The organism is Saccharothrix violaceirubra (assembly GCF_014203755.1).
Lineage (GTDB): Bacteria > Actinomycetota > Actinomycetes > Mycobacteriales > Pseudonocardiaceae > Actinosynnema > Actinosynnema violaceirubrum.
In genome coordinates this window covers 6,788,507-6,814,613 of sequence record NZ_JACHJS010000001.1, presented here as the reverse complement: position 1 = coordinate 6,814,613, position 26,107 = coordinate 6,788,507, and the positions used below count along the sequence as shown (strand labels likewise).

The 26,107-nt window shown below is 68.3% G+C and carries 25 protein-coding genes; 18 read left to right on the top strand and 7 right to left on the bottom strand.

The features are described 5' to 3' along the window. Positions 1-59 precede the first annotated feature (59 nt). The 3 genes from F4559_RS31475 to F4559_RS31465 all read left to right on the top strand — a co-directional run bounded on the left by F4559_RS31475 (position 60) and on the right by F4559_RS31465 (position 3,932). The gene (locus F4559_RS31475; RefSeq protein WP_184674718.1) at positions 60-1,325 is read left to right on the top strand and encodes an aspartate kinase; all 1,266 of its coding nucleotides are present in this window, start codon (positions 60-62) and stop codon (positions 1,323-1,325) included. Beyond that, positions 1,322-2,383: an aspartate-semialdehyde dehydrogenase gene (locus F4559_RS31470; RefSeq protein ID WP_184674717.1), complete on the top strand. Its 1,062-nt coding sequence runs from the start codon at positions 1,322-1,324 to the stop codon at positions 2,381-2,383. The genes F4559_RS31475 and F4559_RS31470 overlap by 4 nt, the downstream gene beginning before the upstream one ends. A gap of 148 nt (positions 2,384-2,531) precedes the next feature. Then, positions 2,532-3,932, top strand: a complete 1,401-nt coding sequence (locus tag F4559_RS31465) for a gluconokinase (protein ID WP_184674716.1) — start codon at positions 2,532-2,534, stop codon at positions 3,930-3,932. On the opposite strand, the gene F4559_RS31460 is transcribed toward F4559_RS31465, so the two are convergent. Then, entirely contained in the window at positions 3,925-4,620 is a 696-nt protein-coding gene (locus F4559_RS31460; RefSeq protein WP_246446660.1) for a helix-turn-helix domain-containing protein, read from the bottom strand. The genes F4559_RS31465 and F4559_RS31460 overlap by 8 nt on opposite strands. A gap of 230 nt (positions 4,621-4,850) precedes the next feature. Between F4559_RS31460 and F4559_RS31455 the strand changes: the two genes are divergently transcribed. After that, positions 4,851-6,188: an AAA family ATPase gene (locus F4559_RS31455; RefSeq protein ID WP_184674714.1), complete on the top strand. Its 1,338-nt coding sequence runs from the start codon at positions 4,851-4,853 to the stop codon at positions 6,186-6,188. Here the strand turns inward: F4559_RS31455 and F4559_RS31450 are convergent. Next, positions 6,167-7,342: an MFS transporter gene (locus tag F4559_RS31450; RefSeq protein WP_184674713.1), complete on the bottom strand. Its 1,176-nt coding sequence runs from the start codon at positions 7,340-7,342 to the stop codon at positions 6,167-6,169. The genes F4559_RS31455 and F4559_RS31450 overlap by 22 nt on opposite strands. Before the next feature lie 74 nt (positions 7,343-7,416). On the opposite strand from F4559_RS31450, the gene F4559_RS31445 reads away from it, so the two are divergent. The 4 genes from F4559_RS31445 (at position 7,417) to F4559_RS31430 (ending at position 11,335) form a co-directional block, all read left to right on the top strand. Beyond that, complete coding sequence (locus F4559_RS31445; RefSeq protein ID WP_184674712.1) at positions 7,417-7,848, top strand: Fur family transcriptional regulator; 432 nt, start codon at positions 7,417-7,419, stop codon at positions 7,846-7,848. Then, positions 7,845-9,287 (top strand): catalase, encoded by a 1,443-nt coding sequence (locus F4559_RS31440; protein WP_184674711.1) that lies wholly within the window; start codon positions 7,845-7,847, stop codon positions 9,285-9,287. The genes F4559_RS31445 and F4559_RS31440 overlap by 4 nt, the downstream gene beginning before the upstream one ends. A gap of 77 nt (positions 9,288-9,364) precedes the next feature. Beyond that, positions 9,365-9,925 (top strand): NADPH-dependent FMN reductase, encoded by a 561-nt coding sequence (locus F4559_RS31435; RefSeq protein ID WP_184674710.1) that lies wholly within the window; start codon positions 9,365-9,367, stop codon positions 9,923-9,925. Positions 9,926-11,035: 1,110 nt separating this feature from the next. Further along, positions 11,036-11,335 carry a helix-turn-helix domain-containing protein gene (locus tag F4559_RS31430; protein WP_184674709.1) on the top strand — a complete coding sequence of 100 codons (300 nt, stop codon included), beginning with the start codon at positions 11,036-11,038 and terminating at the stop codon, positions 11,333-11,335. 43 nt (positions 11,336-11,378) lie between these two features. Here the strand turns inward: F4559_RS31430 and F4559_RS31425 are convergent, their stop codons facing one another. From F4559_RS31425 to F4559_RS31415, 3 genes are read right to left on the bottom strand one after another with little or no spacing between them, the layout of a single operon-like run. After that, positions 11,379-13,190: a S9 family peptidase gene (locus F4559_RS31425; protein ID WP_184674708.1), complete on the bottom strand. Its 1,812-nt coding sequence runs from the start codon at positions 13,188-13,190 to the stop codon at positions 11,379-11,381. Continuing rightward, positions 13,187-13,984, bottom strand: a complete 798-nt coding sequence (locus tag F4559_RS31420) for a class I SAM-dependent methyltransferase (protein WP_184674707.1) — start codon at positions 13,982-13,984, stop codon at positions 13,187-13,189. The genes F4559_RS31425 and F4559_RS31420 overlap by 4 nt, the downstream gene beginning before the upstream one ends. Positions 13,985-14,011: 27 nt before the next feature. Then, positions 14,012-14,242, bottom strand: a complete 231-nt coding sequence (locus F4559_RS31415; protein WP_184674706.1) for a hypothetical protein — start codon at positions 14,240-14,242, stop codon at positions 14,012-14,014. 1,122 nt (positions 14,243-15,364) lie between these two features. Between F4559_RS31415 and F4559_RS31410 the strand changes: the two genes are divergently transcribed. Next, positions 15,365-16,252, top strand: a complete 888-nt coding sequence (locus tag F4559_RS31410) for an SPFH domain-containing protein (protein ID WP_184674705.1) — start codon at positions 15,365-15,367, stop codon at positions 16,250-16,252. 1,076 nt (positions 16,253-17,328) lie between these two features. Next, a complete protein-coding gene (locus F4559_RS31405) occupies positions 17,329-18,477 on the top strand; it encodes a Fic family protein (RefSeq protein WP_184674704.1) in 1,149 nt (382 codons plus the stop codon). 994 nt (positions 18,478-19,471) lie between these two features. Here the strand turns inward: F4559_RS31405 and F4559_RS31400 are convergent. Next, positions 19,472-20,704, bottom strand: a complete 1,233-nt coding sequence (locus tag F4559_RS31400; RefSeq protein ID WP_184674703.1) for a helix-turn-helix domain-containing protein — start codon at positions 20,702-20,704, stop codon at positions 19,472-19,474. A gap of 220 nt (positions 20,705-20,924) precedes the next feature. Between F4559_RS31400 and F4559_RS31395 the strand changes: the two genes are divergently transcribed. Further along, complete coding sequence (locus tag F4559_RS31395) at positions 20,925-21,272, top strand: hypothetical protein (protein WP_246445372.1); 348 nt, start codon at positions 20,925-20,927, stop codon at positions 21,270-21,272. 97 nt (positions 21,273-21,369) lie between these two features. On the opposite strand, the gene F4559_RS31390 is transcribed toward F4559_RS31395, so the two are convergent. Then, the gene (locus F4559_RS31390; protein ID WP_184674702.1) at positions 21,370-21,753 is read right to left on the bottom strand and encodes a GntR family transcriptional regulator; all 384 of its coding nucleotides are present in this window, start codon (positions 21,751-21,753) and stop codon (positions 21,370-21,372) included. A gap of 117 nt (positions 21,754-21,870) precedes the next feature. Here F4559_RS31390 and F4559_RS31385 point away from each other — a divergent pair, with 117 nt between their 5' ends. From F4559_RS31385 to F4559_RS31355, 7 genes are all read left to right on the top strand, one after another. Continuing rightward, positions 21,871-22,257, top strand: a complete 387-nt coding sequence (locus F4559_RS31385) for a hypothetical protein (protein WP_184674701.1) — start codon at positions 21,871-21,873, stop codon at positions 22,255-22,257. Positions 22,258-22,284: 27 nt separating this feature from the next. Continuing rightward, positions 22,285-22,680 (top strand): hypothetical protein, encoded by a 396-nt coding sequence (locus tag F4559_RS31380; RefSeq protein WP_184674700.1) that lies wholly within the window; start codon positions 22,285-22,287, stop codon positions 22,678-22,680. A gap of 13 nt (positions 22,681-22,693) precedes the next feature. Further along, the gene (locus tag F4559_RS31375; protein ID WP_184674699.1) at positions 22,694-22,900 is read left to right on the top strand and encodes a hypothetical protein; all 207 of its coding nucleotides are present in this window, start codon (positions 22,694-22,696) and stop codon (positions 22,898-22,900) included. Between the two features lie 64 nt (positions 22,901-22,964). Next, positions 22,965-24,311 carry an FtsK/SpoIIIE domain-containing protein gene (locus tag F4559_RS31370; protein ID WP_184674698.1) on the top strand — a complete coding sequence of 449 codons (1,347 nt, stop codon included), beginning with the start codon at positions 22,965-22,967 and terminating at the stop codon, positions 24,309-24,311. Beyond that, positions 24,308-24,694, top strand: a complete 387-nt coding sequence (locus tag F4559_RS31365; protein WP_184674697.1) for a WhiB family transcriptional regulator — start codon at positions 24,308-24,310, stop codon at positions 24,692-24,694. The genes F4559_RS31370 and F4559_RS31365 overlap by 4 nt, the downstream gene beginning before the upstream one ends. Positions 24,695-24,711: 17 nt before the next feature. Then, complete coding sequence (locus tag F4559_RS31360) at positions 24,712-25,911, top strand: replication initiator (RefSeq protein ID WP_184674696.1); 1,200 nt, start codon at positions 24,712-24,714, stop codon at positions 25,909-25,911. A gap of 4 nt (positions 25,912-25,915) precedes the next feature. After that, complete coding sequence (locus F4559_RS31355; RefSeq protein WP_184674695.1) at positions 25,916-26,107, top strand: excisionase family DNA-binding protein; 192 nt, start codon at positions 25,916-25,918, stop codon at positions 26,105-26,107.

Below are 26,107 nucleotides of genomic sequence, written 5' to 3'. Positions count from 1 at the left end.
CTCCGGCCGGGTAGTCTGCCCGGGAACTGGGCTTTTTCGGCCTTGGAAGGAGAGGATCAGTGGCTCTCGTCGTCCAGAAGTACGGCGGTTCCTCGGTCGGGGACGCCGAGCGGATCAAACGCGTGGCGGAACGGATCGTCGCCACCCGCAAAGCGGGCAACGACGTCGTCGTCGCGGTGTCCGCCATGGGCGACACGACGGACGAGCTGCTCGACCTCGCCCGCCAGGTGTCACCCGTGCCGCCCGCGCGCGAGATGGACATGCTGCTGACCTCCGGTGAGCGCATCTCCATGTCGCTGCTCGCGATGGCGATCACGTCGCTCGGCGCGGAGGCCCGCTCCTACACCGGCTCCCAGGCGGGTGTGATCACCACGTCCGTGCACGGCAAGGCGCGCATCATCGACGTGACGCCCAGCCGCATCCAGGACGCGCTGTCGGAGGGGGCCATCGCGATCGTCGCGGGCTTCCAGGGCGTGTCCCAGGACAGCAAGGAGATCACCACGCTCGGTCGCGGCGGCACGGACACGACCGCGGTGGCGCTGGCCGCCGCGCTCAAGGCCGACGTCTGCGAGATCTACACCGACGTCGACGGCGTGTTCACCGCCGACCCGCGCATCGTGCCCAACGCCAAGCGGCTCGAGACCATCACCTACGAGGAGATGCTCGAGATGGCCGCGTCCGGCGCCAAGGTGCTCATGCTGCGCTGCGTCGAGTACGCGCGTCGTTACAACGTCCCCGTGCACGTCCGCTCTTCGTTCAGCAACAAGCCCGGGACCATCGTGTCCGGGTCAGTGGAGGACCTTCCCGTGGAACAGGCGATGATCACCGGCGTCGCGCACGACCGGTCCGAGGCCAAGATCACCGTGACGGCGGTGCCGGACCACCCGGGCGTGGCGGCCCGGATCTTCCGCGTCGTCGCGCAGGCCGAACTCGACATCGACATGGTCGTGCAGAACGTCTCCCAGGCCGTGTCCGGCCGCACCGACGTGACGTTCACGCTGCCCAAGGACGACGGCCCGCGTGCGGTCGCCGTGCTGGAGAAGGCGCGCGAGGAGATCGGGTTCGACCAGGTGCTCTACGACGAGCACGTGGGCAAGGTGTCGCTGGTCGGCGCGGGGATGCGCTCGCACCCCGGCGTGACCGCCCAGTTCTGCGAGGCGCTCGCGTCGGCGGGCGTGAACATCGAGATCATCTCGACCTCGGAGATCCGCATCTCGGTCATCTGCCGGGACACGCAGCTCGACGACGCCGTGCGCGCGCTGCACGACGCGTTCGAGCTGGGCGGGGACGAAGAGGCGGTCGTGTACGCGGGGAGTGGACGATGAGCCCGGTTCTGGCCCTGGTCGGCGCCACCGGTGCCGTGGGCACCGTCATGATCGACATCATCAACGGCCGGTCGTCCGTGCCGTGGGGCGAGATCAGGCTGATCGCGTCCGCGCGCTCGGCCGGCAAGAAGATCTCCGTGCGTGGCCAGGAGCTGACGGTGATCGCGCTGTCGCCCGAGGCGTTCGACGGCGTGGACGTCGCGATGTTCGACGTCCCGGACGAGGTCTCGGCCGAGTGGGCGCCGATCGCGGCGTCGCGCGGTGCCGTGGCCGTGGACAACTCGGGCGCATTCCGCATGGACCCCGATGTGCCGCTGGTGGTGCCCGAGGTCAACGCGGACAAGATCGGCGAGCGGCCGAAGGGGATCATCGCGAACCCCAACTGCACCACGCTGTCGATGATGGCCGCCCTCGGTGCGCTGCACCGCGAGTTCGGCCTGCGCGAGCTGGTCGTCGCGTCCTACCAGGCGGCGTCCGGCGGCGGCCAGTCGGCGATCGACCGGCTGTACGGCGAGATCGAGGCGTTGGCGGGCAAGCAGGTCGGCGTCCGCGCGGGCGACGTCCGCGAGGTGCTCGAGGCGGCGGGTCTGCCCGTGTCCGACTCCCCGTTCCCGGCACCGCTGGCGCTGAACGTGGTGCCGTGGGCGGGTTCGCTCAAGGAGGAGGGCTGGACCAGCGAGGAGCTGAAGGTCCGCAACGAGTCCCGCAAGATCCTGGGCATCGACGACCTGAAGGTCTCGGCGACGTGCGTCCGCGTGCCGGTCGTGACCACCCACTCGCTGGCCGTGCACGCGACGTTCGAGCGCGAGGTGACGGTCGAGGCGGCCCACAAGATCTTCGCCGCCCAGCCGTCGATCGTGCTGGTCGACGACCCGACGACGAAGACCTTCCCCACGCCGGTCGACGTGGTCGGGCAGGACCCGACCTACGTGGGCCGCGTGCGCCAGGCGTTGGACTTCCCGAACACGCTGGACTTCTTCGTGTGCGGTGACAACCTGCGCAAGGGTGCGGCGCTGAACACGTACGAGATCGCCGAGGAGCTGGCGAACCGGCTCTGAGGTTCTTCCGGGTGTGGTGCGCATCGGGCAGTCCGGTGCGCACCACACCCCGCCGGTGGGGTGGTGGCTCGACCCGGCTACCCTTCGGTTCCATACCCGCCCGGTCCCTCGTGGGCCGGGTTTTCCCATGTCCGGGTACTTTCGGCCCATGGCGGACGTCGTCCTCGCGATCGACCAGGGCACCACGGCGACCAAGGTGAGTGCCGTCGACCGGCACGCCCACGTGCTCGTCTCGGCCGAGCGGTCCCACCCGGTGCGCACCACCCCGGCCGGCGAGGCGACGCACGACCCCGGGGAAGTCGTGGACGCCGCCCTGGACGCGTTGCGCGAGGTGGCGGCGGCCGGGCACCACGTCCACGCCCTCGCCCTGACCGGCGCGATGCACACCCTGCTCGGGGTCGACGGGGCCGGTCGGCCGGTCACCCCGTCCCTGAGCTGGGCGGACAACCGCGCGAAGGACCAGGCGCAGGCTCTGCGCGACACCGACCTCGGCCGGCGGCTCCACCGGGAGACCGGCACGCCGGTCCACCCCTTCGCCCCGCTGGCCAAGCTGGCCTGGGCCGGCGCGAACAAGATCACCGCCGACCGCTGGTACGGCCTCAAGGACCACCTGTTCCGCGCCCTCACGGGAGAGGTCGCCACCGAGCACTCGTCCGCCTCCGGCACCGGGTTGCTGGAGTCGGCCACGCTCGACTGGCACCCCGACGCCCTCGACTTCGCCGGCATCGACCCCGAAAAACTGCCCGACCTGCGCTCCCCGCTGGACTCGGCACCGCTCACCCGGCACGTGCCCGGCGTGCCCCGCGACGTCCCCGTGGTCCTGGGCGGCGGCGACGGTCCGCTGGCCAACCTCGGCGTGGGCGCCACGACACCCGGCGTCGCGGCCGTCTCCCTCGGCACGAGCGGCGCCCTGCGCGTCGCCCGTGACGCGCCGATCGTGGACGAGCGGGGCCGGACGTTCTGCTACTACGTCGCCGAGGGCCTGTGGGTGGTCGGCGGTGCCGTGAGCAACGGCGGAATAGTCACCCAGTGGGCGGCCGACACGTTCGGTCTCCCGGCGGCGGACCTGCTCGCCGAGGCCGCACTGGTCCCACCCGGCGCACGCGGCATCACCGCCCTGCCGTACCTGCTCGGCGAACGCGCGCCGTGGTGGACCTCCGACGCCCGCTCGGCCCTGGTCGGCATCAGGCACGACCACGGTCGCGCCGAGATCACCAGGGCGCTGGTGGAAGGCGTCGCCCAGCAGTTGGCCCTGGTCCTCGACGCGGTCAGGTCCACGGCGGACGTGCGCACGGCCCGCGTCACCGGCGGCGCGTTCCGAAGTCCACTGTGGACTGAAGTGCTGGCGTCCGCCCTCGACCTGGACCTGGAGGTGGCCACCGGCGACTCGGCCGTCGGCGCGGCCCTGCTCGCGTGGCGCGCGCTGGAGGACCGCCCGCCCACCCCCGCGCACCGACCGGGTCGGATATTCCGCCCTGACAAGGACATCGCCGAGCTTTACCGGCGCGGACGGCAGGACGTCGAACGTCTGTACCTCGCCCTCAGGTGACCGGCACCAGCATCACCAGGCGGCAGTCCGACGACCGCAACGGCGACAGCGCCACGATCTCCGCGCGGATGACCTCGTCCCGGTCGGGCAGGCACAGGCCGCGCACGTCGCCGTCCGGGTGGACCGCCACGGCCGACGTCGCGCTCCACATCTCGCGCGCCTCGGCGCTGCACGCCAGGATTTCCCGGATCAACGCCGCGAGACGGAAGTTGTCCGGCAGTCGGGCGTGGGCGAACTGCATCTGCGCGATCATCAACGGCGCCCAGTCGGTGTCCCAGCGGTGCAACTGGTGGCGTGCCTCGGGATAGGTGAACACCCAGCGCATCAGGTTCTGCTCGTACACGATCCACGGGAACCACTCCTGCGCGGGCGCGTTCCAGGCCAGGATGTCCCACGCGCAGTCCGACACGTACGCGGGCCACGTCTGCCGGTCGATCACCGCGCGCAACCCCGCCGACAGCGCGCCCGCCGGTCGGGTCTGCTGCGCCGGTTCACGCCCGGTGCAGCACAGGTGGAGCATGGCCCGCTCGTCCTCGTTGAGCCGCAATGTGATCGCGGTCCGGTCGAGCAGGTCGGCGGAGTAGTTGCCGGGTTCACCGCGTTCGAGTTTCCCGTACCAGACCGTGCTCACCCCTATGAGGCGCGCTACGTCCTCCTGGCTGACGTGCTTGCGCCTGCGCCGCGCCATTCCGGTGACGAGTCCGGGAATGGTGTTGGGTTCCAGACGATCACGCCACGTGCGCATGAGCTGGGCCAATCGGTCGTTCGGACCTGCTCTGCCCGCGGTTGTGCCCCGGTCCGGCACGGTGCGCCTCCTTCGGACCGAAAGAGTTCCAGCTACTTTCCGTGTCCGTAAGCGCCACTACAGTAACTGCCACTTCGTGGTCCCGTCCGGGTTTCGGGCAGAACCTGGGCGCCATGGTCTGGAGCCAGTTCTTCGTGTCGGTGCTCAGCGGCGTGGCCGTCAGCCTGGTCTTGGCGTCCCTGCGGGTCGGGTGGACCCATCGTCGGGTTCCGCTCGGACTGTCCCGTGCGGTCACCCGGCGCAGCTACCTCGCCACGATCCTCACGCTGTCCCGCGATCCCGGCCTCGAACGCATCGAGGGCGTGATCCCCAGCCTGCGCCCGTCGACCGCGGGTCCGCTGCTGCCCGACATCCAGGCCGCGTGGGCACGCGTCGACGCGCGGTTCGTGGTCAGCGAGGCGCCCGAGTCCCTGGCGGCCGGCGCGGAACTGGCGGGCAAGGGCGTCGAGGTGCGGGTCAAGCGGTCGCTGCTGGCCGACGACCTGTCGTACCACGTGTTCGGCGGCGAACGGCCGCAGGTCGTGGTCAACCACCGCGACGGCCGCCGCGACCGGCCGAGCCGGTTGGTCGGGCCGTCGCCGACGCGGATCTTCCAGGCGCACTTCGCCGACGCGTGGCGCTGCGCCGTGCCGATCGAGTCGGTGCTCGCGGACGAGGCGCTGGGCGACGGGCCGGACCGGGCGGTCGTGGCCGAACGGCTGCGCGAACTGCGACGTCGGTACGCGCTGTCCGGCCAGGCCGAGGCGGCGGTCGTGCGGCACCTGGCGTTCCTGCACTCGGCGCGGGTCGTGTTCGTCACGGGACTGCCCGGCGCCGGGAAGTCGTTGGTGCGCAACAGGTTGGCCGAGAAGCTCGGCGCGTTGCGGCTCCAGGTGGACCAGCAGGGCGACTACGCCTACATCTTCTCCGAGTTCGTGAAGCGGATGATCCGGTTGGAGGAGGACTCGACCGGTTTCGTGGCGGTGTCCGGCGGTGCGTTCGACGTGGACGACGAGCGCCGGCTGGAACCCGCGCTGCGCCGGTTGTCCCGCCAGGTGCTGACCACCGTGGACAAGCCGATGGTGACGCTCGTGGAGTTCGCCCGTGCGGACGTCGTCGCGGCCCTGCTCGTGTTCGGCGAGGAGATCCTGTCCCGGGCCCAGGTGATCCACGTGCGGGCGTCGGCGGCACGGCGGGCGATGCGGTTGGAGGCACGGGCGCAACCGGCCCGTGTGCAGGTCGACGGTCTGCGCGGGGTGACCGTCGAACTGTCCGACAACCACCTCGTGCCGGCGACGGCCGCGTCCTCGCGTTACGTGGGCGACGATGCCGCCGCCCTGGCGCCGCACCGGGTCTTCGACGGACGGTTGCACCACGTCGACAACGAGCTGGACGACCCGGTGGGCCTCGACCGAAGACTCGACGGCTTCGTCGACGACGTGATCCGTCCCTACCGGACGCTGGTGGGCTGACGGCGGGACAGCAGTGCGCCCAGGAGTGCGATGACCACGCCGCCGCTGCCGGCGACGGCGTAGCCCCAGGCCGGCCCGGTGTGGTCGATCGCGAACCCGGCGGCGGGCTGGCCGAGCGCGGCGCCGAGCGTGAACGCGGAGCCTTGCAGGCCCATCGCCTCGCCGCGTACCTCGACCGGCGCGAGCGTCGTGATCGCCTCGCCGGTCGCGGCGATCGCGGGCGCGCACAACGCGCTGGCCGGCACGAGTGCGAGCGCCAGGACCCAGGGCATGTCGCCGACCAGCCCCAACGGCACGGTCAGCGCGCCGAGGCCCGCCATCAGCACCCACGCCGGTGGCGCCGATCTCAGCCCGCCGTAGACGAAGCCGCCGACCAGCGACGCCAGGCACGAGACGATGATCAGCGCACCCGTCCAGTCGGTCAGCCCGAGGCCGCGCATGGACGCCACCAACGACACCTCGAAGCCGGACATCGTGAACGTGGCGGCGCTCGCGGTCAGCAGCGTGCCGAGCACGCGGCCGTCGATCCACGCCCAGCGCCTGCCCGACGGCGTGCCGGCGGCCGGTTCGTCCTCGCCGCGCACGGGCGGGTTGACGGCGTAGAGCAGCACCGCGAGCACCGCGAGGGACCCGCCGATCGCCCACATCGCGGTCCGGCTCGACCAGTGCGTGGTCAGGAACACCCCGCACGCGGGGCCGGCCATGAACGCCAGCTCCACGGCCATCGAGTCCAGCGCCAGGGCCGGGCGCCTCAGGTCGGGACCGGCGAGCGCGGTGAGCACCTGGCGGCCCAGCGACATCATCGGGATCACCAGCAGGCCGCCGACGAACGCGGCCACGACGAGCGCCGGGTAGGGCAGTTCCGGGGAGATGAACCAGAACGCGGTCTCGCCCAGGGTCGTGACCAGCAGCATCGTCCGCAGGCCGCGGCGGTCGACCAGACGGCCCAACAACGGCGCGCCCAGCCCGATTCCCGCCGTGGAGAGGGCTCCCACCAGGCCCGCTTCGCCGTAGCCTCGATTCAGACCGAGGAGGACGTGCATCGTGATCGTCATGCCCGCGGCCGTCGCCGGCACCCGCGCGACGAGCATCAGCGCCAGCATCGAGGGCAGGCGCGGCGTGCGCAGGACGGCGAGGTAGGGGGAGGCGTTCACAGGCCCATCTTCACTGGGCGGTACAACGGTTTAATCGTTCGTTTTCCTGACTGATTCCAGATGGAGTGGTGGCGATGACCCCTGGATCCCGTGAGCTGCTCAAGGGCGTCGGACTGCGGGTGACCGCACCCCGCCTGGCCGTCCTCGACTGGCTGGCAGGCCACCCGCACGCCACGGCCGACCAGGTGGCCGGCGGCATTCGGGAACGGTTGGGGTCCGTGTCCACGCAGGCGGTTTACGACGTGCTCAACGCGTGCGAGCGGACCGGACTGCTGCGCCGCATCGAACCGGCCGGCCACCCGGCCCGGTACGAGACGCGGACCGGCGACAACCACCACCACCTCGTGTGCCGGACGTGCGGACGCACCGAGGACGTCGACTGCGTCCACGGCGCCGCGCCCTGCCTGGAACCATCCGATGTTGCTGGTTTCGCCTTGGACGAGGCGGAAATCCTGTTCTGGGGTCAGTGCCCGGACTGCCGTACAGCGGAGGAGCGACCAGCGTGACCGAACGGAACACCACCGACAACGCCGGCATCCCGGTGGGCAGCGACGACCACTCGTTGACCCTGGGGCCGAACGGTCCGATCCTGCTCCAGGACCACTACCTGATCGAGAAGAACGCCCAGTTCAACCGCGAACGCGTCCCGGAACGCGTCGTGCACGCCAAGGGCGGCGGCGCGTTCGGCCGCTTCGAGACCACCGAGGACGTCTCCCGCTACACCAAGGCCGCGCTGTTCCAGCCGGGTGTGAAGACCGAGACGCTGCTGCGGTTCTCCACCGTGGCCGGCGAACTGGGCTCGCCCGACACGTGGCGCGACCCGCGCGGGTTCGCGCTGAAGTTCTACACGACCGAGGGTAACTACGACCTGGTCGGCAACAACACCCCGGTGTTCTTCCTGCGCGACCCGATCAAGTTCCCGGACTTCATCCGGTCCCAGAAGCGCCGCGTCGACACCGGCCGCCGCGACCACGACATGCAGTGGGACTTCTGGACCCTCCAGCCGCAGACCGCGCACCAGGTCGCGTGGCTGATGGGCGACCGGGGCATCCCGAAGACGTGGCGCCACCAGAACGGCTACGGCTCGCACACGTACCTGTGGGAGAACGCGGCCGGCGAGCGGTTCTGGGTGAAGTACCACTTCAAGACCGACCAGGGCATCGAGACCTTGACGTCGGACGAGGCGGCCGTGATCGCCGGCGAGGACGCCGACGCCCACCGTGCCGACCTGTGGCACGCGATCGAGCGCGGCGAGTTCCCGTCGTGGACGCTGCACGTGCAGGTCATGCCGTACGCCGACGCCGCGACGTACCGCTTCAACCCGTTCGACCTGACCAAGGTCTGGCCGCACGGCGACTACCCGCTGATCAAGGTGGGGAAGCTGGTCCTCGACCGGAACCCGGCGGACCACTTCGCCGAGATCGAGCAGGCCGCCTTCGAACCGTCGAACCTGGTGCCCGGCATCGGCACGTCCCCGGACAAGATGTTGATCGGCCGCCTGTTCGCGTACCCGGACGCGCACCGCTACCGGATCGGTCCGAACTACGCGCAGTTGCCCGTGAACCGGCCCAAGTCGCCGGTGCACTCGTACGCCAAGGACGGGCCGATGCGCTACACCAACGCCGCGGACCCCGTGTACGCACCGAACTCCTACGGCGGTCCGCACGCGTCCCCGAAGGCGGACGACCACGCGTCCACTTACGGGGTGGAACAGCGCGTGGTGCGCGAGGCGTACACGCTCCACGCCGAGGACGACGACTTCGGCCAGGCCGGCACCCTCGTCCGCGAGGTGTTCGACGACGCCGCACGGGAACGCCTGGTGGAGACCGTCGTGGCGCACGTCTCCAAGGGCGTCTCCGAACCGGTCCGCGACCGCGTCTTCGAGTACTGGCGCAACATCGACAAGGAGACCGGCGACCGGATCGCCGCCGCTTTCGGCCGGTGAAAGCCGCTGTGCGGCTCCTCACCTCGCGTACGCGAGGCTGGATCTCCAGCTAGGTAGAGGTGGCAGGATCGACCACCATGACGGTCACGGTGGTGGGCATCGGCGGTTCCCTACGCCCCAACTCGCAGTCGGAACGCGCCCTGCGCATCGCCTTGGCGGGCGCGGCCGATGCGGGCGCCAAGACCGTCGAGGTGGTCGGTCCCGACCTGGTGCTGCCCTTCTACGACCCGGCCGTCGCCGATCGTCCGGACAACGCCCGCGTGCTCGTCGAGGCGTTGCGCGCGGCCGACGGCGTCGTCCTGGTGTCGCCCGGCTACCACGGCACGGTGTCCGGTCTGGTCAAGAACGCCCTGGACTACATCGAGGACCTGCGTGGCGACGACCGCCCGTACCTCGACGGGCGGGCGGTCGGCTGCGTGGCGACGGCCATGGGCTGGCAGGCGTCGGTCACCACACTGACCGCGTTGCGCTCGATCGTGCACTCGCTGCGGGGCTGGCCGACGCCGCTGGGCGTGGCCGTGAACTCGCACGACGTCGAGTTCGACCTGGAGGGCGGCTGCTCGGACCCGGTCGTCGCGGACCGCCTGCGCACGGTCGGCCGGCAGGTGGCCGAGTTCGCCGCGGCACGGTCGGCCTGACCTGATCCCGCCGGTTTCCGAGCTATTCTCGTTCTGTCACCATTTTCACCCGAAAGAGTGATCCGGTGTCGGTTCGTATCGTGGATCATGAGTGAGCTTCCGCTCGGCGGTCCGCAAATCTGCGGACCGGTTCGATGATTTCCGACCGCTACGAAACAAGCCTCGCGCGGGCGCGTGAAGGTACCGCATTGTGCCCACTTCGGGTCGATTCGATTTGTGTCGACCGCGATTTCGTTCGTCCCATCATGTGCCAGGGGTCCGTCATCCTTGCGCCGCGCGGTGCCCGTGGGCCACTCTTGGTGGCATGGGTGTCGCCGCCGGTGGTTCGGCGGCGTGCGGATTGGGGAGGCAATGGGCGGCGGATCGGCACGGACGGTGGAACGCCCCGGATTCTCCCCGTGCCCGGTTCGGGCATTCCGTCCCGCCGGTTCACCGGCCGCTCGGGCCGCCCTGGTCACGGCCGGTCGTCCGGCCTGCGTCCAGACCCTCGGCGCACTGACCTGACCTGGTGGTGGTTACACTGGTCGGGTGCTTTCGGCTGCGCGTACGGCGGCACCGGACGGCAGTCCGCATCCGTGCGGACCAAACTGAATACCGCCGAACGGCCCCGCGTGCGACGTCGACCACCGGCCGTGCCGAACCCCTCGGATCTCCCGGCGCTCCCTCCGTTGCATTCGACCTGGACGTGGGCATCGGGACAAAGAAAGGCCCCCCATGGCAGTGGGGGGCCTTTCGCTTGACATAGGCCGCCGCAATACTGCCGCCGCCCGTTCCGTACGCGCGTCCGGCGAAACTCCGGCGATGCCAAAACCGCCTCCGTGGGGATAACATGCGGGGACTGATCATCTGACGGCTCTTATCCCCGAGGCGGGTACGCGGTCACGCCAACAGGTGGTCGGCGCGCTACCATCAGCCACCTGCGCCACGCAGGACCTGCCAGTCCGGCGCGAAAAGCCCACGTCCAGGTCAATAGCAACGGAGAGGAGGGCGTTGCGGAGTTCCGGTTCACCGGAACCCGTTCCCGGGCGGCCCGAGTCGCCGCCCGGAACCCGCAAGCCGACACGTGTCCGCGCGGGGACCTTCCGCCGCGCGGGAAGGGGTACATGGAACATGCCCTCGCCCAGCCCCGAAGTCGCGAGCGCGATCGCGGACTTCGCCTACGAACTGCGCCGCGCCCGTCGTGACGCCGGCGAGCTGTCGCTGCGCGACCTGGCCCGGCGCATGGAGCACAAGGGCTCGCCGAGCACCCTCCAACGGGCGTTCAAAGGCGCCGTGCTCCCGTCGTGGCGGATCGTGGAAGCGCTCTTGAGCAACGGACTGGACATCCCCCGGGATGTGATCATCCGCGACTGGCGGCCACGCTGGGTCGCGGTCAAGGACCTGGTCGCACCACTGGACCAGGGCAAGTGACACCGGTCGTGCGGGGTGGCAGGCGGCCACCCCGCACGACGTCTCACAGCACCCGGCCCACGAACGCGACCTCGGCCGCGGTCTGGCGGATCGTCTCGGCGACGACCAGCGAGCCGTGGCCCGCGTCGTACCGGTACACCTCGTACCGCGCGCCGCGCGCCGCCAGCCGGTCCAGGTAGTTGTCGATCTGCCGGATCGGGCAGCGCGGGTCGTTCTCGCCGGCCAGCACGAGCACGGGCACGCGCACGTCGTCCACGTAGGTCAACGGCGAAGCCTCGCGGTAGAGGTCGGGGACCTCCTCGGGCGATCCTCCGAACAGGGCCCGGTCGAACGCCCGCAACGGCTCCATCTCGTCCTCGTACGCGGCGACGTAGTCGGCCACCGGCACGCCCGCGACACCGGCCGCCCACCGCTCGGGCTGGGTGCCCAGCGCGAGCAGGGTCAGGTAGCCGCCCCACGACGCACCGTCCACCACGCACTTGGCCGGGTCGGCGAAACCCTCGGCAACGGCCCAGTCGTGCACGGCGGCCACGTCCTCGAGTTCGGTCGTGCCGGGCCGCCCGGTCGTCGCGTCCCGCCAGGCCGAGCCGTACCCGGTCGAGCCGCGGTAGTTGACGTGCACCACCGCGTAGCCCGCGTCCAGCCAGACCGCGCGGTACGCCGAGAACCGGTCCTCGTCCGCCGCGTGCGGGCCGCCGTGCAGCAGGAAGACGGTCGGCAGCGGGCCGGCCGGCGCGTTCTCCGGCCGGGCGACCAGGGCGTGCACGTCGCCGACGAAGACGTCCTCCAGACCGACCGACGGCGGCGGGGTGTGCCCGGCGGGCGCGAGCAGGACGCGCTCGTCGCCGTCGGTGTCGAGCACGCGCACGACGCCGGGGCGTGCGGCCGAGGACCACGAGTACTCCACGGCGCCGTCGGGGCGGACGGAGGCGGAACCGACCGTGCCGCGCGGGGTGCCGAGCGTCGTGAGGGTGCCGGTCTTGAGGTCGTAGCGGTGCAACGTGTTGCGCACGCGGAACGTGTGCACGATGAGCAGCGCGTCGGCCTCCGGGTACCAGTCGGCGCTGATCTCGCCGGGCAGGTCGATGTGCAGCTCGGTCTCGGTGTCCGCGGCCACGTCCCAGATCAGGAGTTCCTCACGGCCACGCCGTTCGTGGCCGACCAGCAACCTGTTGTCCCCGCGCACCGGGCTGAACGCGATCGCGTCGAGGCCCTTGTCGGGACCGTCCCACTTCTCGGCGACCTTGTCGCCGGTCGGCGTGATCACGCGCAACGCGAGGTGCCGGTTGTCGCCGTGCTCGGAGTGGGCGACGGCCAGGAGGGTCTCGTCCTTGGACAGCGCGGCGAGGCCGGCGTCGTTGCGGTGCTCGTAGACGACCTCGGCGGGTCCGCCGGAGCGCGAGACGTGCACGACCGTGCCGTCGTCGGTGGACGTGGCGACCGCGACGAGGTCGTGCCCGACGGCGAGGCCCGCGGAGTAGCCGGCGTGGACGCCGTCGACACCGGGCTCGGCGCTACCACCGGATTCAGCGAATGGCTCGGTCACCCAGATGCCGAACTCGTCACCATCCGTGTCGGAGAACCACCAGATGGTTTCGCCGTCGGGACTGAGCGTGGCGTGTGACGTGCCGTTGGGCCGATCGGTGACCTTGCGATGGGAATCGGACGCGCGGTCCCAGGCGTAGATCTCCCAGACGCCGCTGGAGTTCGACAGGTAGAGGCTGCGGTCCGGTGCGTCGTCGGCCCAGTCGGGCAGCGTCACGCGGGGTGCGGTGAAGCGGGAGCGCCAGCGCTCCTCGGCCGCGGGGTCGGCGAAGAGCTGGGCGGGCACGTCGGCCGTCGGGTGCGTGGTCACGAGCCCGATCCTGCCGGCAGCCGGGCGGTGAGCAGGTGGTAGTCCAACAGGCCCCGGTCGGCGGCCCGCAGCCAGTCGCGGTCCCAGGAGTCCCGCCGTTCACCCTGTGCGATCCACCGGTCCAGGCCACGCCACACGTGTTCCCCGATCGAGCGAATGCGCACGTCGACGAACCCGGCAGCGGCGAGCTGATCCGGAACCCGGCTGATGGGGTGAGCCCGATCGAGGCCGGACGCGAAGGTCTCGAGCAGGGCGGACAGCTTTGGCCCCGCGTCGTCGTCGGCGGCGAAAAACGTGGTGAGCACGAGACGCCCACCGGGTACCAATACCCGTGCCGCTTCGCGGAAGAAGGCGGACAGGTCGGCGAAGTGCTGGGCGGCCTCGACGGAGATCAGCAGGTCGGAGGAGTCATCGGACAGCGGCAGGTCGTCGGCGGACCCGACGACGAACTCCAGGCGCGGGTCGGTGCCGGCCGAACGCGCGCGTTCGACCTGCTCGGGCGTGACGTCGACCCCGACGACACTCGAGGGGGCACGCGTCAACGCCCGTCGGGCACCCAGTCCACGACCGCACCCGACCTCGACCACCCGGTCGCCGGGCGAGATCTCGTCGAGGACCAGGTCGTACAACGCGATCCCGGACGCGATCCGGTGGTCGAGGGTCGGCGGGCCGTCCGCGGGGAGGCCGGCCCAGTACCCGAAGTTGATGAAGCCGCCCGCGAAGACGGACAGTTCGGCCAGGTCACCGGCGCCGTACGCGGCGTGCACCGATGACGGTGAGAGGTTCTCGGTCACGGTTCGATGGTGCCCGCGGGGCGGGCGTCACCGCCGGTCGAGTTCCTCCGCGAAGATTTTGTCCATGGTCTGGGACGCACGCTTCATGGAACGCGCACCCAAGGCCACGAACAGCAACAACACGCCGGCCGTGACCCCGAGCAGCGGGGAGGCGAGGACGGCGATCGTGGCGGCGACGGCAACGGCGACCTGCGCCCACGCCACCACCGGCAACCAGGCGGCTCTGGCAGGACTCTTGAACGTGGAGACGGTGCTCATAAGTTTGGCTCTCCCTGGTGAGAAGCGGCGGAAAGGCAGGAAACGCAGCCACTAGGACAGCGGCCCCCACCACACTTCTCGTTACGCACAGTGAGATCGAGTAGCGGAACAACACCCGATCGGCCTAACAGTGCGTGACTGCGGCTCACGCACCAGTTACGTTACGTCATGTCAATGGACAGGAGCGAACACTTCACCCGAAAGTGCGACCCTGAGGCATACCCGAACCATCGAACGGGCATACCCAACCGCCCACAGCCAGACCAAGTCAGGACAAGAAGAACAAATGCCCCAACAACGGCCCACCACCAAGCCCAACCACGCCCACAGGACCCCGGTCCCCCGATGGCTGTGGGTGACAGCGGCCCGCGTAGCCCGACTGGTGATGACCCGCTAACCCCCACAACGACCCCACCCCCGAGGACTTGCGGAGTTCTCGAAAACTCCCTCCGACCGGGTCCGCACCCGGCCACGGGCAGGGCTGCCGCCACCTCCGCCAGGCGGCAGCCACCCCCACTGACCAGACACAACGACCGTCCTCGACGTCGGACAACAGTCCCGGCCAGATCATCTCCACAGGCACGGAACGACGACGCCCCGACGGCCGGCACCGCGCACCACCGGCGTCGTCCCTACTCGCGCGGGGACGACGCCGACTTCATCGCCACGCGCCTGGGCGTCCCGGAACCACCCCGCTCGCGCGGGGAAACCATGACCATCGAGCGCACGAGCCGCGGTGAGCCGGGACCACCCCCGCTCGCGCGGGGACGACGCCTCGACCAGGGCGTTGACGACCAGCGGAGCCGGACCACCCCCGCTCGCGCGGGGACGACGTTTGCCCACCTGGAACGCTAGCGCTCCTCAGGCCGGCCTTCATTCGGTTCGTGTCGGTTTCGGAATGACGATCAGTGCTCGGCAATCCCCCCAGATCCGAGGCGGGGTGCTGCGTCCGTGGGCGTTCGAGCGATGCCGACGCATTCGCCTTCGGCGTGGAGGCCGGTCTCGCCATACTCGCGCGTACGAGGTCGGGGTGCCCATACCGCGATCTCGATGCCGTCTCGTCATCCGCCGTCCGAGCCAGCCGCTCCACGCGCACCGCGCGTCATCACGTCAGGAGACGTTGTGAACCGCCGCTTTACCGTCGCCCTGCTCGCCACCGCCACATTGGCCGTGTCCGGGTGTTCGATCGCGAACACCACCGCCTCCGAGGTCGCACTCCAGTACGGGGCCGGAATGTTCGACTCCCGGGTCTTCGTGCAGTGCGTCCCCACCGGCACCCGCGAGCTCAACGACATCGCGGACGACCACTACTACTACCCGGCCGGCCAACGCGACTTCACCTTCGGCCCCGACGAGGGCCTGGACTCCGCCCAGTTGACCTCGACCACCAGCGACGCGCAGGAGATCAGCGTGTCCGGCACGGTCAAGTTCACGCTCAACACCGACTGCGCCGAGTTCACCGACCCGAGCGGGAAGACCTGGCCGGGTGGTCGGTTGCAGATGTTCCACGAGCTGATCGCCGCGAAGTACGAAGCCGCCCCGCTCGAGGGCGGCGAGTCGATGCGCGAGGGGTGGCGGAAGCTGCTGCGGAACTACGTCGGCGCCGCCCTCGACCGGGCCGCCGACAACGAGGCGTTGAAGTACGGGTGGCTCCAGCTCTACACGGACCCGGCGAAGAAGGCCCAGTGGGAGCAGGACGTCCTGGGGCAGTTGCCGGAGATCCTGAAGACCCTGACGCAAGGCGTGGAACTGATCAGCATCAACGCGGTGCTGCTCCAGAAGCCCGACATCCAGCCCGCCCTGATGTCCGGCCTGACCGACAAGCAGGCCGCCGAACTCAGAAACCAGGCGGCGGAGGTGGACAAGAAGGCGGCCGAGAACTTCCCGGGCGGCTTGGCGGGGTACCAGGCGTACCAGCAGCAACAGGCGATCAACCAGGCGATCAAGGACGGCAAGGTCCAGGTCCTGCCGGTCCCGCAGGGCTCACCGATCATCGTCGGCGGCAAGTGACCCGAAGCCCGGGCGGAAGGTCCGAGATCTTCCGCCCGGGCGGGCATTCACCCCGATATCCCCTACGTCTCCCCAGCGGCGCACCGAAAACAGGACCCGCCAGGTCAACCCGCGCGACGGATCCCGAATACCCGATGGCGAAAGCGGAAGTGCCGAGGATCACATTCACGACAGCCGTTGGCGCTGCTGTACAGACAAGTCAGGCGCTGTCCGAAGAAACTCGGACAGCGCCTGATCTGTGTCGGGGTGACAGGATTTGAACCTGCGACCTCTTCGTCCCGAACTGCCCGCGACAAGGTCATCTTCGGCCATGGTGGAGACGGGCAGGTCAGGCACGGTCATGCACGACCGGTCTAGGTCGGGATGGTTGCTGTACTTCGTTGCTGTACATCAGCTTGCTGAGCCGGGCCTACGTCTGCCTCAGCGTCCCGTGGGTCGCGACTGCTTGAAAGCTCTTCAAGTGGGTGCTGAAGTCAGCCTGACTTGACGCGCTCATGCCCTGGGCACAGTGGTCGTCAGTCGTGGCCTCTGCCGTTGCGGACGGCCCCGGTGCCTCGCGGTCGCGCCAGTGGGCCGTCAGGCCCACTTGGGTGCGACCAAGAACATCGCCGGGGTCGGATTTCGCGACGGCGGTGGACAGGAACGACTGACGACCACTACCCCCGCCAGGACAGACACCATGACACCACAGCGGTTGAGGTTGAAGCTGGTCGACCCGTGCTATCTCGGGATTAGGTATCCACTTCTCCCGCCACCTGCCGGCAACTGGTAACACCCCTCATGACCAGGCGCTTCCCGGACCTCGAACGACCATCATGCACGGTCGTTCGCCGTCGTTTGAGCGGGGTAAGGCATGGGGTTGATCTTGATGTCCAGTCATCGGATGGCACCGTGGTCGTCGGCACCGTAGGCGTCCGCAGCGCAGGCCTAGCTCTTGCTGACGGTGACACATCCACGTGGTGCGGAGTCCCCTTCCGCGAGGTTGAGATGTCAGTACTGGCCGGTACAGCTTCACATCTTCCCTGGTCAGGAGTTAGTTCCAACGGATCAGGCGTTTGCGTTGTACCCTCTGGTTTGTGAAGCCCGAAGCCTTCCAGGCACCTCAGTTCGGCCGTGTAACCAAGAAGCCAGGAGACAAGTGGGCCTTCTGGTACTTCGAGCCTGCCCCTGTGCCGCGTGAGCTTGTCATGGAGCCGAAGACGATCTTGGCGCTCTCCAAGGCGGATGCAGCTCTGGGACGACTGTCGGGCGTAGGCCGTCTTCTGCGTGACCCATCGATCTTGGTGCACCCGTACCTGACCAGGGAGGCAGTTGCGAGTTCTCGGATCGAGGGCACTGAGGCCTCGTTGTCGGACGTTCTTAAAGCGGAAGCTGCGGATGACATTCCGGAGAATGACGATATCGAGGAGGTGATTAACTATCAGCGGGCGCTTCGCGAAGGTATGAAGCTTCTGGAGAAGCTGCCGATTAGTCGACGCTTTGTGCGGGAAGTTCATAAAGTTCTACTGTCGGGTGTTCGGGGGCAGGAGAAGCTTCCTGGCGAGTATCGTAAGACGCCGGTTTGGATCGGGTCGCCTACAGACTCGCCCGATACCGCAACCTTTGTCCCACCTCTCCCGGATTTGCTTGATGACGTGCTCTCCGACTGGGAGAAGTTTATAAACGAAGAGGCCTCGCTTCCGATCCTTGCAGTCTGCGCTTTGATGCACTATCAGTTCGAGACTATCCACCCATTTCTGGACGGCAACGGTCGTATTGGCCGATTGCTGATAATCCTTCTGCTGATGGAGCAAAAAGTCCTCGAACTGCCCTTGCTCTATGTAAGTGCTTACATGGAGGATAACCGGCGTGAGTACTACGATCGCCTTCAGGCAGTTCGCGAGCGTGGGGAGATCCAGGAGTGGATGCAGTTCTTCTTCACTGCTGTCTATAGGCAGGCGGTTGATGCCGAGGAGCGTGCTGGCAGGCTGGTTGAGCTTCGAGAGAAGTATCGTGAGCAGCTTCGCGGCACTAAGAGCAGGGCCGCCGAAGTTGTCGATTTGTTTTTCTCGAACCCGTTCATTACTGTGAAACGCGTTCAAGGCGCGTTGAGTGTCACTAATCAAGGTGCTCGAAACCTGATCGACTCACTTGAGGAGAAAGGCATTCTCCGGAAGGTGGGGACAGTAGGGCGGGGGGGGCGGATCTATTGGGTGGCGGAGCAGGTGCATGATGCGATCTCGTAACGGTCCTTGCTTCACTCGATCGGGCTAAGGTTTAACTGGCAGTGACGACTGCTCGCCGGTTCGAGGTTCCAACGTCTGTGGCTGTGTCGTTGATCTGTGACTGTTGGTTGGCAACGATCGTTGGATCGTTGGTCGCAGGTTCCAACGGAACGGCTGTTGGTGTTGGAGCGTCGCGGGTTGGGTGCGACGTTGGTTGGAGTGTTGCTTCGAGGTTCCAACGTCTGTGGCTGTGTCGTTGATCTGTGACTGTTGGTTGGCAACGATCGTTGGATCGTTGGTCGCAGGTTCCAACGGAACGGCTGTTGGTGTTGGAGCGTCGCGGGTTGGGTGCGACGTTGGTTGGAGTGTTGCTTCGAGGTTCCAACGTCTGTGGCTGTGTCGTTGATCTGTGACTGTTGGTTGGCAACGATCGTTGGATCGTTGGTCGCAGGTTCCAACGGAACGGCTGTTGGTGTTGGAGCGTCGCGGGTTGGGTGCGACGTTGGTTGGAGTGTTGGTTCGAGACTCCTGGGAAGCGGATCGTTAGAGAGTGTTGCCAGCCTGCCTGAGCCCACATGCAATCACTGTCCCCGCTCACCTGTCAGAGGGGCTTCGTGTCATCCCGTCGACCTGGCGCAGCCCTATCACGCGAGCTGGGGGCCTGCGGCATGCCCGTTGACCGGCGGGTGCGGTGTCAGGCTCGCAGGTCCCCAGCTCGCGTGATAGCCCTAAGGGAGGTCGTCGGGATGACACGAACCCCGGTCCCCGCTGGGTCGGGAACTGGCTGCGGCTCTTGGTCATCCTGTTGGCCTGCCGCGCGGCGAGCGCATCTTTGAGCTTGCGGCGGCTGTCGGGGTCGCGCGTGCCGCTGGCCGCCAGTTGCGTAGGTGCCGGAGGCGGGCCCCGCGCCCTTGCCGTGCGGCCTGGGCACAGCGGCGCGTGCGGCCCCGCCAGGGGCCGCCTTGAACAAGTAAAGAAACTCTGAACACACGGGCCGCGTTGGCTCTGAGGGAGATCAGCGGTTGCGGTGGATTTCGTGGAGTTGGTTGAGGTAGTCGAGGGCGTCGGGTTCGTCGGGGAAGTGGTTGGTGAGGGCCATGGCGAGGTCTTGGGAGACCATGGCGAGTGAGGGTAGGGAGCGGCGTTGGCCGGTGAGGGCTTGGCGGCCGTAGGAGATCGCGGTGTCCAGGTCGCCGGAGCGGGCGGCGGCTACGCCGAGGGTTATGCGGGCTTCGGCGATGCGCATGGGGGCGCGTTCGAAGCCGTTGAAGTCGGTGCCGTTGCGGATGACTTCCTCGGCCAGGGTGGAGGCCAGGCGGTCGTTGCCGATGTGGCGGTGGCAGTCCATCGCGTAGAAGTCGTACTTGAGCGGGTCTACGACGAAGTGGTTGGAGATGTTGTCGGGGTACGGGAGTGAGTCGAGTAGGGCTCGGCCGCGTTCCAGGGCGTTTTCCATCTCCGGTTGGCGGCCCATGCGTGCCCACGCTTTGGCTTCCTGGGCGATGAGTTGGACGCCGACGGAGTGGTTTCCGGAGTTGGCCTGTCCGGTCTGGGCTGCTGCGACGACGCCCCGGTAGTCGCCCGAGGTCAGCGCGAACCATGCCCTCATCTCGTGTGCCCAGCCCAGGATTCCGGGGTTTCCTACCTCCTGGCCCAGGTTCAGGGCCGCTTGGCGGGTGGCTTCGGCGGCTCGGCGGTCGCCTAGGTCGTATTCCAGGCAGCCGACCAGAAGGGCCAGCCAACCCGCTAGTTCCAGGGTGTCGCGGCGTTGGGAGAAGCTGAGTCGCTGTTCCTGCATCTCCACGATCCGCCGTAGCCAGCGGCGGCCTTCCATGAGCAGTTCGTCGGGCCTGCTGTGGGCGTACTCGGAGCACAGTTGGTCGACGGTGATGCGCAGTGCCTGCAATGTGGCGTCGTTGACCGAAGACGACTGCAACCGGGCGACGATTTCCATCGTGTCCATGCCCGTGGCGTTCACGATCTCCAGGCCGGACTCGATTCGGGTTTCCGGTGGGAACAGTGCCGTGGTGACGGAGTGCAGGGTCGCGGCGATGATCGGGGCGTAGTGGGGGCTCGGCTTGTTCTGGCCGCGTTCCCATGCCTTCCACCGCCGAAGCAGGTGGTCGGGCTCCGGCAGGACGTCTTCGGTGTGTTGGCGCATGCGTTCCGCGGCTTCGGACTGCGACCAGCCGCGGGCTTCCCTCAGGGCCTTGATCCGGCGTGCCCAGTCCGGAACATCGCTGCTCACGCGATACCTCCCCGGCCTTGCGTTCCCCTGTCCAGTGTGGCAGTTGTGCCTGCGCAACGCAGGTGAGGTGGAGGTGACACGGACATGTCACCTCGTCACCCCGGCGTCCCCAATGCTGACACTGTGATGCGTCCAAGCACCGGTCGATTCTGATTCCGGGGAGTTGCGGAACGTGATCAACAAACCCCGGACTGTCGATCGGAACGAAGGGGCACGACCGATGAGCGAAACCATCACCTGGTCACCGCTGTGCGGAGAGACGGAGTTCGCGGAACTGCTGAACGGCTTGGCGGTGGACTTCGCGCCGCGTCTGTTCGCCGTGGTGCACGAGTACCGCGACCGGGCGGACGGGTGGATCGCCGCGTGGGGCATGGCGTTTCCGCAGCACGCGGACGTGATCTCGGTGGACGGCGGGTTGCGGCTGCGGCTGGCCGAACCCGACGGGGCGGTCAGGGTCTTCACGTCCGAGGCGGCGGACGTGACCGCGCGGCTCGTGTGGCTGCCCGCCTTCAACCCGCGCTTGGAGGAGCCGGTGGAGAGCTACGACGAAGACCCGCTGGACGAGTGAGGGGAGGCGGGCATGTCGGGGAACGCCGAGTGGACGGCGGACGGGTGGCGGGAACTGCGCTCGTGTCTGGCCGATCTGCTGGACCGCTGTGAGGAGATCAACGGTCGCCTGGCCCGGGTCGAGGATCACTTGAAGGTGGCCCGAACAGCTCGGACTCCACCACGGCGACCCGTCGACTGAGGTCGTCCAACGCGTTGTTGATGCGCTCGAACATCGTCCGAAGCTCATGCGGTGAGGGCACGTGGTCCGCCGCATGGGCTTCGGGCTTTCCGGTGATGATCGTTCCCTCGCCCTGGCGTGAGACGACAAGTCCTTCGGCGCGGAGCTGGTCCAGCGCCTTCTGAACGGTCATCACGGCGCGGCCGTACTTGGCGGTCAGCTCCGACAGCGACGGGAGCTTGTCCCCGATGTTCGCCTCGTCGGAAGCGATGTGGCGGCGTAGGTCGTCGGCGATCTGCTGGTAGGCGGGCCGGGTGTCCATGCGCGGACTGTACCGACAGAGCTAGCTGAGCTGAAAGACACCCGAACGAGCGACTGTCAGTACTAGCTCTACTAGCTATGCTGATTGTGTTGGTACTGCTTCGACTCGGAGGTGCGCATGTTGCAGGACCTGCCGGTGATGTTGAACGGCTACCGGTTGATGATCACCGAGGCTCCGGCCGTGAAGACGCGGGAAGCGGAGGATGGCACGGTCTCACCCGTCGTGGACCGACTGTCCGGTGAGACCCAGTACGTGGTGACGGTGTTCGCCAAGCCCGTCCCGGTCGAAGGGCGTCGGCCGGGCAAGGGTGAGGAGATCCGGGTGAACCTGCCCGGCGACCCCGGCGACAAGTTCGGCGAAGGCATGTACGTCGAACTGGTCAACGCCGTGGTGAACACGTACGAGATTCCGGACCGCGTCGACCCGCGCAAGATCGCTTCGGCTGGGCTCTGGTTCAAGGCGTCCGGTTTGAAGCCCGTTCGCGCGGTGCGGGAAGCCGCCTGATTTCCGACCGATCGAGGTCGCTGTTCTTTGACAATTCCACAGTGGGTAGAGCCATGCCTGAAAACCTATGAGGAGGACAAGATGACGATTCCGAAGTATCCGATGGAAAAGCCCGGAAGCATGGTCGAGGTTCGGGAGGTGATGAAAGTGCTCGCGGTCGCATGTTCGAATCGAGGTTACGTGGTCGTGCTGACCACGGGCGAACTCAACCGTGAGAGCGGCGACGACCGCATGGTCGGGATTCCGGAGCAGGACGCCGCGATCCTCCGGAAGCTGATCGGCGCCGGACTGGTGATCGTCGTCCCGGCATTCCGGGTGATGCGGTCCGGGCCGGTGGTGACCTCTGCGGCACCGGTCGTGATCAGCGAACACGGCTGGGAACTGCTGAGGCAGTGGGAAGACCTGATGGGACCGGCCGCGTGACCTCGGAGATGCCATGGGCGAGTACTCGGACCTGGTCGACTCGATCGACCGGGTGGCCGATCTGGTCGGCCCGCTGGACCGGCTGATCGCGTGCCTGAAGAACAAATCGGTGCCACCGCCCGACGGCCTGAAAGAGCTGATCGAGGAGGTGAAGCGGAGCCTTGCCGCGCTACGAAAGCGGGCTGAGCGGTGTGAGAACGAATTGAAATCCCAGAACTGAACGTGGACGAGCGGTCGATCATCGGTGGTCGGCCGCTCGCCTGTTCTGAAGATCGGAGTATGCGATGACCTTTACCGGAACGTCCCGGCGATCGCCGGGATTCGAGTTCAGAATGGTTCGCTGGCTGGGACGTCATCCCGGCTCCCTCTGCGTACCGGGTGCATTGACCGGCTCGCTCGTCGGCTTGGGCGCCGAATGGACCGGTGGCATCGTCGGTGGTGCGGTCTTGGGCACGGCTGCCTGGTACCGCGCGCACCCGGACACGTTCGACGCCTGGGCCGCGCCGGTCCTGCGGTCGTGGCGTCGCCGCTGGCTGGGCGCCTACGCGGGCCGTCGCTGGCAGGCCCTGATGGGCTCGTGCGAACTGACCCGACGCCACCACAGGTCCGGCGCGCTGCTCGTGCCACGCGTGGTGCGAGTCCGTTCGTCGCTGTCGCTGGACACCGTGCGGGTCCGGCTCGTGCAGGGCCAAGCGCTTCGGGCGTTCACCGCTGCGCTTCCCGAACTTGCGGCGACCCTGCGCGTGGAACGGGTCGCGGTCGAGCAGGCCCGGCCCGGTGAGGTCGTGTTGATCGTCCAGCGCGGCGAACCGTTCGACCGCGTCATCCCGGCACCCGCGATGCCCGAGACCTCGGACGCCGTCGACCTGCGGTCGCTGTGCCTGGGGGAGACCGAACTGGGCGGGGAGTGGCGTGAGCCGTTGATCGGCACGCACCACCTCACGGCGGGCGCGACCGGGTCGGGGAAGAACTCGGTGGTCATGGCCAAGCTCCGGGCCGTCGCGCCGATGATCCGTGACGGGCTCGTGCGGCCCTGGGTGTGCGACCCGAAGCGGTTCGAGTTCGTGGCGCTCAAGCCGATGTTGGACGGTCGGTACGCGGACTCGCCCGAGGACTGCGCGGACCTGATCGCCCGGTTCGTCGACAACATGGAACGCAAGCAGAAACGCTTGCAGCGCAAAAAGAAGCGCGCGGCAAAGGTCTCGGCCGAACACCCGGTGGACTGGCTGATCCTCGACGAAGTCGGCTTCCTGATGGCCTACCGCACCGACTACGCCCACGAGATCACCAACGCGTGCGCGATCGTCTCCAGCCTTGGCCGCGCCACGAACGACGTGCTGGACGTCTACGTGCAGGAACCGGCCAAGGACGTCGTCCCGATCCGCGACCTGATCCCGCATCGCCTGTGCCTGCGGGTCACCTCGGACCGGCACCCGGACATGGTCCTCGGCGACGGTGCCCGCAAGCGTGGCGCGATCGCCGACCAGATTCCGGCGGACGAGTCCTCGGCAGGCATCGGCTACCGCGTCGATGCCCGGTCCCGCACGCCACGCCGCGTCCGTGCCGCCTACACCACCGACCACGACGTGGCCGAACTCGTGGCCTTCGTGAAGACGGGAGCGGCGGCGTGATCGAGAGACACCGTCCTCCGTCGGTCGGACGCCACAACCTCCATCCCCACTCGTTGGGGTTCAACAACGCGAATCCGCTCGAACCGGCCTACGCCGCGTTGCTTCTGGCCCTGTTCGGCGGGAACGGCCGTGCGCCCGACTGGCACGCCCAAGCCGCCTGCCGGGACACCGATCCCGAGGCGTTCTTCACCCCGAACACGACAGCCGCCACATCGGTGTGCGCGGGCTGTCCCGTCGCCGACCTGTGCCTGAAAGACCAACTGCGGTGGGAATCCGCCGATCGCGCCGTCAACCGGTACACCGTCGTGGGTGTGTTCGGCGGCGTCGACGGACCCGGCCGCCGCGCCCTGCACAAACCGAAACGGCGGCACCGTGCCGCCTGACCCGAGGGGGAACACCCATGCTCACCCTGAACGACCGCATCACCGACCGCGTCCGCCGACGCGACTACCACCAGTGGCGCGACGCCGTGACGGCCATCGGCGGCTGCGCCCGTCCCATCCACCTGACCGGAACCTGGCAGCTCACCGACCGGGCCGGAACGGTCCTGGCCCACCGTGGCGGGAACGTCATGGTGCCGTGCGGCAACCGGCGTGCCTCGGTCTGCCCCACGTGCTCCGACCGCTACGCCGCAGACGCGTTTCACCTCGTGCGAGCCGGACTCAGCGGCGGCAAGGGCGTACCCGAGGCGGTGATCAAGAACCCACGCTGGTTCGTCACGCTCACCGCGCCGTCCTTCGGCCCCGTCCACAGCGTGACCCGCCGGTGTTGCCGCCGTCGCCACCGACCCGACGACCCGGTGATCGGCACCCCGCTCGACCCGGACCGCTACGACTACGTCGGGGCGATCCTCTGGCAGGCGCACGCCGGAAAGCTCTGGCACCGCTTCACGATCGCCCTGCGCCGTCACCTGGCCAACGCGGCGGGCCTACGGGTACGCGACTTCCACGCCCGCATCTCCTACGCCAAGGTCGCCGAGTACCAACGGCGCGGCCTGGTCCACTTCCACGCTGTCATCCGCCTCGACGGGGCCACTGCGGAATTCATCGACCAGGCCATTCACGCTGCGGCCCGTGCCGTCCGACTCCGTACCCGTCGCCCGGATGGCACCCCGTTCGCCCTGGTCTGGGGCACCCAACTCGACGTCCGCCCGATCGGCGACACCGACGTCACGTTGGCGTCGTACATCGCCAAGTACGCCACGAAGGGCACCGGAGCCCGCGACACCCCGGACCGCCCGATCCGCTCTCAACGCGACGTCGACCACCTGGACGTCGGCGACCACCACCGCCGCATGATCCAAACCGCGTGGAACCTCGGCGCCCTGCACCGCTACATGGACCTCAACCTGCGCAAATGGGCGCACATGCTCGGCTTCCGGGGCCACTTCCTGACCAAGTCGAAGTACTACAGCACCACGTTCACCCGCATCCGCGACGACCGCCGCGCCTATCGCCTCGCCGAGGCCGTGCACAGCCTCGGCCTCGAACCGGACCAGGTGGTCGTGATCAACCACTGGACCTACACCGGCTCCGGCCACCGCAATGACGCCGAACGCGAACTGGCCCTGGCCATGGCCCGTAGTCGGTCGAGGAGGTGACGCCATGACACCCGACGTCCAACCCCGCTGGTACACCGTCGCCCAGGTCGCCGACCTGCTCGGCTACGGCCTGTCCAAAACGAAGATGCTCGTCGCCACCGGCCAGATCCGTTCTCTCAAGGACGGCGGCAATCGCCGAATACTCCCTGGCTGGGTCGACGAGTACGTCAGCCGACGTGCGACGGAGGCAGCCTGA

Excerpts from the sequence above, each read along its gene's own strand:
- F4559_RS31470 (WP_184674717.1), top strand. The coding sequence starts at position 1,322 with ATGAGCCCGGTTCTGGCCCTGGTCGGCGCCACCGGTGCCGTGGGCACC.
- F4559_RS31465 (WP_184674716.1), top strand. The coding sequence starts at position 2,532 with ATGGCGGACGTCGTCCTCGCGATCGACCAGGGCACCACGGCGACCAAG.
- F4559_RS31460 (WP_246446660.1), bottom strand. The coding sequence starts at position 4,620 with ATGGCGCGGCGCAGGCGCAAGCACGTCAGCCAGGAGGACGTAGCGCGC.
- F4559_RS31455 (WP_184674714.1), top strand. The coding sequence starts at position 4,851 with ATGGTCTGGAGCCAGTTCTTCGTGTCGGTGCTCAGCGGCGTGGCCGTC.
- F4559_RS31445 (WP_184674712.1), top strand. The coding sequence starts at position 7,417 with ATGACCCCTGGATCCCGTGAGCTGCTCAAGGGCGTCGGACTGCGGGTG.
- F4559_RS31435 (WP_184674710.1), top strand. The coding sequence starts at position 9,365 with ATGACGGTCACGGTGGTGGGCATCGGCGGTTCCCTACGCCCCAACTCG.
- F4559_RS31430 (WP_184674709.1), top strand. The coding sequence starts at position 11,036 with ATGCCCTCGCCCAGCCCCGAAGTCGCGAGCGCGATCGCGGACTTCGCC.
- F4559_RS31415 (WP_184674706.1), bottom strand. The coding sequence starts at position 14,242 with ATGAGCACCGTCTCCACGTTCAAGAGTCCTGCCAGAGCCGCCTGGTTG.
- F4559_RS31395 (WP_246445372.1), top strand. The coding sequence starts at position 20,925 with ATGAGCGAAACCATCACCTGGTCACCGCTGTGCGGAGAGACGGAGTTC.
- F4559_RS31390 (WP_184674702.1), bottom strand. The coding sequence starts at position 21,753 with ATGGACACCCGGCCCGCCTACCAGCAGATCGCCGACGACCTACGCCGC.
- F4559_RS31385 (WP_184674701.1), top strand. The coding sequence starts at position 21,871 with ATGTTGCAGGACCTGCCGGTGATGTTGAACGGCTACCGGTTGATGATC.
- F4559_RS31375 (WP_184674699.1), top strand. The coding sequence starts at position 22,694 with ATGGGCGAGTACTCGGACCTGGTCGACTCGATCGACCGGGTGGCCGAT.
- F4559_RS31370 (WP_184674698.1), top strand. The coding sequence starts at position 22,965 with ATGACCTTTACCGGAACGTCCCGGCGATCGCCGGGATTCGAGTTCAGA.
- F4559_RS31360 (WP_184674696.1), top strand. The coding sequence starts at position 24,712 with ATGCTCACCCTGAACGACCGCATCACCGACCGCGTCCGCCGACGCGAC.
- F4559_RS31355 (WP_184674695.1), top strand. The coding sequence starts at position 25,916 with ATGACACCCGACGTCCAACCCCGCTGGTACACCGTCGCCCAGGTCGCC.